Source organism: Rhizobacter sp., from assembly GCF_031412495.1.
Classification (GTDB): domain Bacteria; phylum Pseudomonadota; class Gammaproteobacteria; order Burkholderiales; family Burkholderiaceae_C; genus Schlegelella_A.
The window spans coordinates 1-8,882 of record NZ_JANODC010000057.1; the positions used below are offsets into that span (position 1 = coordinate 1).

Here is an 8,882-nt window from a genome sequence, read left to right on the forward strand (position 1 = left end):
GAGACGATCGGCGGCGCGCCACCCGACCTCTCGGCCCTGCCGCCGGGTTGCGCCTTCGCCGAGCGCTGCCCGCTTGCGATCGACGCGTGCCGGCAGACCCGGCCGCCGCTGGTGCATCTCGGCCCCGTGCACCGGGCCCGCTGCCTGCGCACCGACGTCACCGCCGGCATGGCCATTGACCCCAGGTTGATGGCGCCCGTGCCGCCGGCCGACATCGCCGCCGCGGGCCCCTGAGCCACAGCCTCTTCACCCGAGCGAGAACGCCATGCCGAACAGCCGAGACGCCTCCCGTGCCTTCATGCCCTACCCGGACGCACCGGTCCCGCACGCCGAGGCCGGGCCCCTCTCGGGCCTCTCGTTCGCCGTCAAGGACCTGTTCGACGTCGCCGGCTACCCGACCAGCGGCGGCCAGCCGTTCGTGCTGGCGATGTCGGGCATCAAGGCCGCGACCGCGTCCACCGTCCAGCGCCTGCTCGACGCCGGCGCGCGCTTCGCCGGCAAGACGATCACCGACGAGCTGGCTTTCTCCATGACCGGCCAGAACGCGCACTTCGGCTCGCCGATCAACGGGGCCGCCCCGGACCGGATCAGCGGCGGCTCGTCGTCGGGCTCGGCCTCGGCGGTGTCGAACGGGCTCTGCGACTTCGCGCTCGGCAGCGACACCGGCGGCAGCGTCCGCGCCCCGGCCAACCACTGCGGCTTGGTCGGCCTGCGACCGACGCACGGGCGCATCGGCCTCGAGGGGGTGATGGACCTCGCGCCGAGCTTCGACACCTGCGGCTGGTTCACGCGCGACGTGCCCACCTTCGCCCGCGTCGCCGACGTGCTGCTCGGCGCCGACCCGGCACCGCTGCCGGCGGCGGTACGCCTGCTCTGGCCGGCCGATGTCTGGGGCCTGCTCGCCGCGGAGGTGCACGAGGCGCAGGCCGCGCCCGTCGGGCGGGTCCAGGCGCTGTTCGGCAAGGCCGGGCCGGTCGAGGCGGTGCTCGACGGCTTCGAGCCGATGTACTGGAACTTCCGTTACCTGCAAGGCCGCGAGGCCTGGAACTCAGACGGCCCCTTGATCGATCGCTTCGCGCCGCCGCTCGGCACCGGCGTCGCCGAGCGCTTCGCCTGGGCCAGCACCGTCAGCGACGCGCAGGTCGCATCGGCCACCGAGTTCCGCGCCCGCTTCCGCGCCAGGCTGGCAGCGCTGCTCGGCAGCGACGGCGTGCTGCTGATGCCGACGATGCCCGACATCGCACCCGGGGTCGATGCCGACGAGGCCAGCCTCGAGGACTACCGCAACCAGGCGACGCGGATGCTGTGCCTCGCCGGGCTGGCGGGGTTTCCGCAGCTGTCGCTGCCGCTCGGGTCGCGGCTGGGGGCGCCTCTCGGCCTGTCGCTGCTCGGGCCGGCGGGGAGCGACCGCAGTCTGGTGCGGATGGCGGAGCGGATCGTCGGCTAGCGTCGCGCGACACGCATCGCCTCCATCCCGGGGGCCGGCGCGGAGCCTCGCTGCACCGGCCCGCCGCAGTCGAAGGGGGTGACATCCATGATCCACGGCTCTTGCCTCTGCGGCTCCGTCCGGTGGCGCTTCGAAGGAACCCCGGACGGTGCCACCGCGTGTAACTGCACGGCATGCCGCCGCTACGGCACGCTCTGGGCCTACGACTATGAAGGTGAAGGCATCGAGGTCACGGGGCAGACCCAGGCGTACGTTCGCGGCAAGGCGCTCAGCTTCAACTTCTGCCCGGCGTGCGGCTGCATCGCCTTCTGGTGCGCGCTGAAGCTTGACGACGCAGGTCGGCGGCGCATCGCGGTCAACCTTCGTCTGGCCGACCCCGACGACGTGGTGTCGATTCCCATCGATCACTTCGACGGGCTGAACACCTTCGACGACCTGCCGCGGGACGGCAAGTGCGTCGCCGCCTACTGGTTCTAGGCCGGGCCGCGCCTGCCGAAGGGCGGCTTCAGCCGGTCCAGTCGAGCGTCACCGGCTCGGCCAGGTCGGCGAATTCGCAGTCGACGTGCGCCGCGGCCCGCTCGATCACGACGAAGTCGCCGCTGTCGACGGCGATCAGCCCGTGGTGCCAGGTGCCCGCGTGCAGGGTCACGGCCTGCGAGCCGGACGCGACGAAGGCGGCCAGGGTCGAAGGTTCGGGCCGCGCATCGCCGGTGGCCACGAGGAATGCGCAGCGCACGCCGCCCAGCGGCACGAAGGTCTGCGTGCCGAGGCGGTGCCGCTCGAGCGTGCGCCAGGGCCCCCTCGGGTTGCGGGCTTGGGCGCGGAACACGGCCAGGACCGGTGTGCCGCCGTCGACCGCGAGAGACAGCTGCCCGGCACCGTCGACGCGCCGGCTCGTGCCGTCGTTGATCGGCCGCCCGATTGCGTCACCGCCTGCGGCCAGCCAGCCGTAGGCTGCAAAGCCGGCGGCCGTGATCGGCGCGACCGGCAGGACGATCATGCGATGCCGGCGCGCGCCAACATGGCGTGCAGCAGCACCTCGGCACCGGCCGTCAGGTGCTCGGGCTTGGCGTCCTCGATCTCGTTGTGCGAGATACCGTCCTTGCAGGGCACGAAGATCATCGCCGCCGGCGCGGTGCGCGCGACGTACACGGCGTCGTGCCCGGCGCCGCTCACGACGTCCAGGTGCGACAGGCCGGCGCGCGCGGCGGCGCCGCGCACCGCCTCGATCGAGCCGGGGTCGAAGGGCTGCGGCGGAAAGGAGACGACCTGCTCGACGGCGATCTCGACGCCGGGGCGCGCCAGCTCGGCGACGGCGGCGCGCAGGGCCGCGTCCATGCGGGCGAGCCCGGCGTCGTCGGCGTGGCGGAAGTCGACCGTGAAGCGCACCTGGCCGGGGATGACGTTGCGCGAGTTCGGGAAGACGTCGACGCTGCCGACCGTGCCGCGGCCGTTCGGCTGCTCGGCCAGGGCGATGGCGTTGACGCGCTGCATGAGCGCCGCGGCCGGCAGGAGGGCATCGCGGCGCAGGCCCATCGGCGTCGGCCCGGCGTGCGCCTCCAAGCCGGTCACGGTCAGGTCGTACCAGCGCTGCCCGAGCGCGCCGGTGACGACGCCGATCGTGATGCCGGCGTCCTCGAGCACCGGCCCCTGCTCGATGTGCGCCTCGAAGTAGGCGGCGAAGCGCGGCGCGCCGTCGGCGACCGCGGCCGGCGCGGGGCCGGCCTGGCCGATCGCCTGCAACGCCTCGCGCACGCTCGTGCCCGCGGCGTCGGTGGCCTTCAGCGCGTGCTCGAGGCTGAAGGCGCCGGCGTAGACGCCCGAGCCCATCATCACCGGCACGAAGCGCGAGCCTTCCTCGTTGGTCCACACGCAGACCTCGAGCGGCGCGCGGGTGCGGATCCCGGCATCCTCGAGCGCGTGCAGCACCTCGAGGCCGGCGAGCACGCCGTAGTTGCCGTCGAACTTGCCGCCGGTGGGCTGGGTGTCGATGTGGCTGCCGGTGGCCACCGCGGGCAGGCTGTCGTCGCTGCCGGCGCGGCGCGCGAATAGGTTGCCGATGGCGTCGACGCGCACCGTGCAGCCGCGCTCCACCGCCCATGCCGTGAACTGCTCGCGCGCCTGGCGGTCGAGCTCGGTGAGCGCGAGCCGGCAGACGCCGCCCTTTTCGGTGGCACCGATGTTCGCGAGCGTCATCAGGCGCCGCCAGAGCCGCGCGCCGTCGACGTGCAGCGCGGCCGGGTCGCTCGGCGCGGCCGGATCGGCCGCCGCGGGAACGATGCGCATGTCCATGCTCGGTCCTCCTCCGCCGCCCGTTCGTGCTCAGGTGCCGGTGAACCGCGGCTTGCGCTTTTCCATGAAGGCCGCCTGCCCTTCGCGGTAGTCGTTGCTGGCGAAGCACGCCTGCACGGCGCGCTCGGTGGCGGCCACGTCGCGCTCGCCTTCGTCCTTGAGCGTCTCGCCGACGACGAGCTTGGCGCAGCGCACCGTCAGGGGCGCGTTCGCGGCGATGGTCCGCGCCAGCTCGTCGACCGTGGCGTCGAGCTCGTCGTCGGCGACGACGCGGTTGACGAGGCCGATGCGCGCTGCCTCGCGGGCGTCGAACTGGCGGCCGGTGAAGAACATCTCCTTGGCGTGCGCCGGGCCGACCAGGTCGACCAGCGGCTTGGCGCGCGCGAGGCCGTAGCCGAGCCCGAGCTTCGCCGCCGGGATGCCGAACTTCGAACCTTCGCTGCAGATGCGGATGTCGCAGCACACCGCCACCGCCGTGCCGCCGCCGATGCAGTAGCCACGGACCTTGGCGATGGTCGGGATGGTCATCGCCTGCAGCGCGGCGTAGGCCTTCTGCGTCGTCGCCTGGTAGCGGGCCAGGGCGTCGGCTTCCTGGCGCTCGTCCTTGAACTTGGAAATGTCGGCACCCGATGCGAAGGCCTTGCCGCCGGCGCCGCCCACGACCATGACGCGCACGGAAGGGTCGGCCGCGAACGAGGCCATGATCTCGAGCGCCGCTTCCCACATCTCGAGCGAGATCGCGTTGTGCCGCTCGGGGTTGTTGAAGATCATCCAGCCGACGCCGTCCTCGATCTTCGAAATCATCTTCTCGCTGGGCACGGCGGGGCTCCTCAAACGATGCCTTGGCGCTTGAACCGGTCGATCTCGGCGTCGCCGTAGCCGAGATCGCGGAGCACCGCGTCGGTGTGCTCGCCCTGCGCCGGCGGATGGCTCTCGACCCGGCTCGGCGTGCGGCTCAGCGTCACCGGCTGGCCGAGGTAGGGCACCTCGCCGACCTTCTGCACGATGCCGAGGTGCTGCACCTGCGGGTCGGCGAAGGCCTGGTCGATCGAATAGATCGGACCGCTCGGCACCCCGGCCTCGTTGAACAGGTCCACCCACTCGGCGGTGTCGCGCCCGACGAGGCGGCGCTCGATCTCGGCGTGAAGCGCGTCGCGGTTCTTCGAGCGCTGGCCGGACGTGGCGTAGTCGGCGTGGGTGGTCAGCTCCGGGGCGCCGAGCGCCTCGCAGAAGCGGACCCAGATCCGCCCGCCGGACACGGCGAGGTTCATGTGCCCGTCGCGCGTGCGGTAGACGCCGGTCGGGATCGAGGTCGGGTGGTTGTTGCCTGCCTGCTTCGGCACCTCGCCTTTCATCAGCCAGCGCGCGGCCTGGAAGTCGAGCATGAAGAGCTGCGCCTGCAGCAGCGACGACTTCACCCACTGCCCCTGGCCGGACTTCTCGCGCTCGAGCAGGGCGACGCAGATGCCGTGCGCGCAGAAGATGCCGGCGCACAGGTCGGCGATCGGAATGCCGACGCGCACCGGCCCTTGCCCCGGCAGGCCGGTGATCGACATCAGCCCGCCCATGCCCTGCGCGATCTGGTCGAAGCCGGGCCGCAGCCGGTACGGTCCGTCCTCGCCGTAGCCCGAGATGCTGGCGTAGACGAGACGCGGGTTGATGGCCGAGAGCGTGGCGTAGTCGATGCCGAGCTTGCGCTTGACGTCGGGCCGGTAGTTCTCGACCAGCACGTCGGCGCGCTCAACCAGCCGCTTCAGGACGGCAACGCCTTCGGGCGACTTCAGGTTCAGCGTCATGCCACGCTTGTTGCGGTGCACGTTCTGGAAGTCGCTGTCCTCGCGCGGGCCGCCGATGCCGTCGCCGTCGTCCATTGCCGGCGGCATCTCGACCTTGATCACCTGCGCGCCCCAGTCGGCGAGCTGGCGCACCGCGGTGGGCCCGGCGCGCACGCGGGTCAGGTCGATGACGGTGAGATGCGAGAGGGCGGACGAGGCAGGCATGAAATCAGTCTACCGCGAGGACCGGGGCAAGCCCCTGACGCGGCCGGGGTGCCGCTCGGCGGCGGCCGCCGAAGGGATCGTGCCCTGCTCAATCAGCAGACCGAAGACGAGCGCCGCTTCCAGCGTGAACGTGCCGCCGGCGAGGCGGGCGCGCAGCGCGTCGGCATCGAGGCAGTCGAAGCGCTCGACCTCGCCGTCCTGGTTCACCGGCACGAGGCCATCCGGCACGACGGCGTGGAAGACCTCGATGTCCTCGACCATGTAGCCGTCGCTCACCGGCCGTCGCACCGCGAGGCGACCGGCATGCACGAGCGCCTCGAGCCGCGCCAGCTCCAGCCCGGCCTCCTCCATGGTTTCGCGCGCCAGCGCGGACAGCGTCGTCTCGCCGGCGCCGATCAGCCCGCCGACGAGGGTGTCCCAGGCGCCGGGGTCGGTCGCCTTGTCGAAGGCGCGCTGCTGGACCCACACCTTGCCGTCGGGCTTGCTGCCGACCAGGTGGGCGGCGAAGGTCGGGATGCCGAGGGCACGCACGACGCTGCGTTCGACCGAGGCGATCGTGGTTCCCCCCAGGTCGCGGATCGGCAGCAGCTCGTCGCGCCAGCGGCTGCACACCCCGGCCGCGTGCAGCCAGCGCGCGGTCGCGGCGAGCGAGGCCTGCGCTGGTGCGGCGATCACCCAGGCCGCATCGCGCGACGCAATCGACAGGCCGGCAGCGGCGAGGCGCTCGGCGAGGGAAGCTTCGATGCTGCCGATCGGCCCCTCGTGCGACTGCAGCATGAGCGCGGCCCGCGGTGCCACCGGCTGGGCCACGGCGGCGCGCCGCGCCCGCTGCAGCCAGTCGGCGGCGTCGGTCGAGTCGGTCGGCCCGGCACGCTGCAGCGGGTCGATCCGCCCCGCGCCGGAGGGCTCGGTGGCCATGGAGTCAGCCGGCCTCGAGCAAGGCGCGCAAGCCGGCCTCGTCGATGACCGCCACGCCGAGCGCCTCGGCCTTGGCCAGCTTCGAGCCCGCCTTGGCGCCGGCGACGACGTAGTCGGTCTTCTTCGACACCGAGCCCGCCACCTTGGCGCCGCGCGCCTCGAGCAGGTCCTTCGCTTCGTCGCGGCTCAGCGTCGGTAGCGCGCCGGTCAGGACGAAGGTCTTGCCGGCGAGCGGCAGCCGAACCGCCTCGGCGCGGCCGGCGTTCTCGTCGAAGCGGACGCCGGCCTGGCGCAGGCCGTCGATCACGGCGAGGTTGTGCGCCTCCTGGAAGAACGCGTGCACGCTCCGGGCGACGATCGGGCCGACGTCGGCGACCTCGAGCAACTGCTCGACCGACGCCGCCTTCAGCCGGTCGAGGTTGCCGAAGTGCAGCGCCAGGTCCTTGGCCGTCGACTCGCCGACGTGGCGGATGCCCAGTGCATAGAGGAACCTCGGCAGCGTCGTCTGCCGGCTCGCCTCGATGCGGGCGACGAGGTTGGCGGCGCTCTTGCCGCCCATGCGGTCGAGCCCTTCCAGCTGTGCCGGCGTCAGGCGGTAGAGATCGGGCAGCGTGCGGACCAGCCCGGCCTCGATCAGCTGGTCGACGATGCGCTCGCCGAGGCCTTCGATGTCGAGCGCGCGGCGGCCGGCGAAATGCAGGATGGCGTGCTTGCGCTGCGCGGCGCAGAAGAGGCCGCCGCTGCAGCGCCAGTCGACCTCGCCTTCCTCGCGGACGATGGCGCTGCCGCAGACCGGGCAGGCGCCGCCGAGCTGCCGGCGCAGGTCGTAGGGCGGGCCGACGTCCTTCGGCCGGCGCTCGGCGACGATGCCGACGATCTCGGGGATGACGTCGCCGGCGCGGCGGACGATCACCGTGTCGCCGATGCGGACGTCCTTGCGCCGCGTCTCGTCCTCGTTGTGCAGGGTGGCGCTGGAGACGGTCGTGCCGCCGACGAAGACAGGTTCGAGCTTGGCCACCGGCGTCAGCTTGCCGGTCCGGCCGACCTGCACCTCGATGCCGCGCAGCAGCGTCGTCCGCTCCTGCGCCGGATACTTCTGCGCCACCGCCCAGCGCGGCTCGCGCGACTTGAAGCCGAGCTTTTCCTGCAGGGCGCGGTCGTCGACCTTGTAGACGACGCCGTCGATCTCGTACGGCAGGGCGTCGCGCTCGGCGGCGACGCGGTCGTGGAAGGCGACCAGGCCTGGCGCGCCTTCGACGCGTTCGTGGTTCGGGCTCGCCGGCGCGCCCATCTTCTCGAGCGCGGCCAGCAGCAGCGTCTGCGTCGGCGGCGGCTCCCAGCCGCGCACCTCGCCCAGGCCGTAGGCGAAGAAGCTGAGCGGCCGCCGCGCCGCTGCGCTGGCGTCGAGCTGGCGCACGGCGCCGGCGGCGGCGTTGCGCGGGTTGACGAAGGTCTTCTCGCCCTTGGCGCCGGCGGCGATCAGCTGCCGCTGCCGTTCGTTCAAGGCCTCGAAGTCGTCGCGGCGCATGAAGACCTCGCCGCGGATCTCGAGCACTTCGGGCGCCACGCCCTTCAGCCGTTTCGGCACGCTGGCGATGGTGCCGACGGTGTGGGTCACGTCCTCGCCCGTCTCGCCGTCGCCGCGCGTCGCCGCCTGGACCAGGCGACCGCGCTCGTAGCGGAGGTTGATGGCCAGGCCGTCGAACTTCATCTCGGCCGCATAGGCCACCGCCGGGTCGGCCTCGCCGAGGCCGAGCAGGCGGCGGATGCGCTGGTCGAACTTCTCCGCGCCGGCGGCGGTGGTGTCGGTCTCGGTGTCGATCGAGAGCATCGGCACCGCGTGGCGCACCGGCTGCAGTCCCTCGAGGACGGCGCCGATGACGCGCGCCGTCGGCGACTCGTCGCTGCGCAGCTCCGGATGCGCAGCCTCGATCGCCTGCAGCTCCTGGAACAGCGCGTCGTAGTCGGCGTCGGGGATGCTCGGCGCGTCGAGGACGTAGTAGGCGTGCGCGTGGCGGGCCAGGACGGCGCGCAGCTCGACCGCGCGATCGGCCGCCTGCCGCGCCGCCGGCTCAGGCGCCGGCGAGGCCACGGGTCAGCTCGCCGGCCGGAACGGGGCGACAGCCGCTCGCGTTCTGGCCGCACCAGAGCGGCGAGAAGTCGCCGCTTCCCCGCGCTTCGGCGGCGGCGCGCAGGGGCGCGATGGCGGCAGTGGCGAGCGGGAA

At 72.9% G+C, this 8,882-nt stretch carries 9 protein-coding genes and 1 pseudogene; 3 read left to right on the forward strand and 7 right to left on the reverse strand.

All coding sequences use genetic code 11. From position 1 onward, the window contains the following. From AC30N0_RS02110 to AC30N0_RS02120, 3 genes are all read left to right on the forward strand, one after another. The coding region (locus AC30N0_RS02110; protein ID WP_489516287.1) for an oligopeptide/dipeptide ABC transporter ATP-binding protein at positions 1–234 on the forward strand (234 nt) is incomplete at its 5' end. Between the two features lie 31 nt (positions 235–265). Beyond that, positions 266–1,447, forward strand: a complete 1,182-nt coding sequence (locus AC30N0_RS02115; protein WP_489516288.1) for an amidase — start codon at positions 266–268, stop codon at positions 1,445–1,447. A gap of 87 nt (positions 1,448–1,534) precedes the next feature. Beyond that, the gene (locus AC30N0_RS02120; protein WP_489516289.1) at positions 1,535–1,924 is read left to right on the forward strand and encodes a GFA family protein; all 390 of its coding nucleotides are present in this window, start codon (positions 1,535–1,537) and stop codon (positions 1,922–1,924) included. Between the two features lie 28 nt (positions 1,925–1,952). Here AC30N0_RS02120 and AC30N0_RS02125 read toward each other — a convergent pair whose 3' ends face one another. The 7 genes and pseudogenes from AC30N0_RS02125 to AC30N0_RS02155 all read right to left on the reverse strand — a co-directional run. Continuing rightward, the gene (locus AC30N0_RS02125) at positions 1,953–2,447 is read right to left on the reverse strand and encodes an ureidoglycolate lyase (protein WP_489516290.1); all 495 of its coding nucleotides are present in this window, start codon (positions 2,445–2,447) and stop codon (positions 1,953–1,955) included. After that, the gene (locus AC30N0_RS02130; protein WP_489516291.1) at positions 2,444–3,739 is read right to left on the reverse strand and encodes a Zn-dependent hydrolase; all 1,296 of its coding nucleotides are present in this window, start codon (positions 3,737–3,739) and stop codon (positions 2,444–2,446) included. Before AC30N0_RS02130 ends, AC30N0_RS02125 begins: the two co-directional genes overlap by 4 nt. 30 nt (positions 3,740–3,769) lie before the next feature. After that, the gene (locus tag AC30N0_RS02135) at positions 3,770–4,558 is read right to left on the reverse strand and encodes an enoyl-CoA hydratase (protein ID WP_489516292.1); all 789 of its coding nucleotides are present in this window, start codon (positions 4,556–4,558) and stop codon (positions 3,770–3,772) included. Between the two features lie 11 nt (positions 4,559–4,569). Continuing rightward, positions 4,570–5,739, reverse strand: a complete 1,170-nt coding sequence (locus tag AC30N0_RS02140) for a CaiB/BaiF CoA transferase family protein (protein ID WP_489516293.1) — start codon at positions 5,737–5,739, stop codon at positions 4,570–4,572. Between the two features lie 9 nt (positions 5,740–5,748). After that, entirely contained in the window at positions 5,749–6,657 is a 909-nt protein-coding gene (locus tag AC30N0_RS02145) for an NUDIX hydrolase (protein WP_489516294.1), read from the reverse strand. 4 nt (positions 6,658–6,661) lie between these two features. After that, positions 6,662–8,749 (reverse strand): NAD-dependent DNA ligase LigA, encoded by a 2,088-nt coding sequence (gene ligA / locus AC30N0_RS02150; protein WP_489516295.1) that lies wholly within the window; start codon positions 8,747–8,749, stop codon positions 6,662–6,664. Further along, positions 8,730–8,882 (reverse strand): annotated as a pseudogene (locus AC30N0_RS02155) (2-nitropropane dioxygenase); the annotation flags it as partial. The pseudogene AC30N0_RS02155 and the gene ligA, both read right to left, overlap by 20 nt.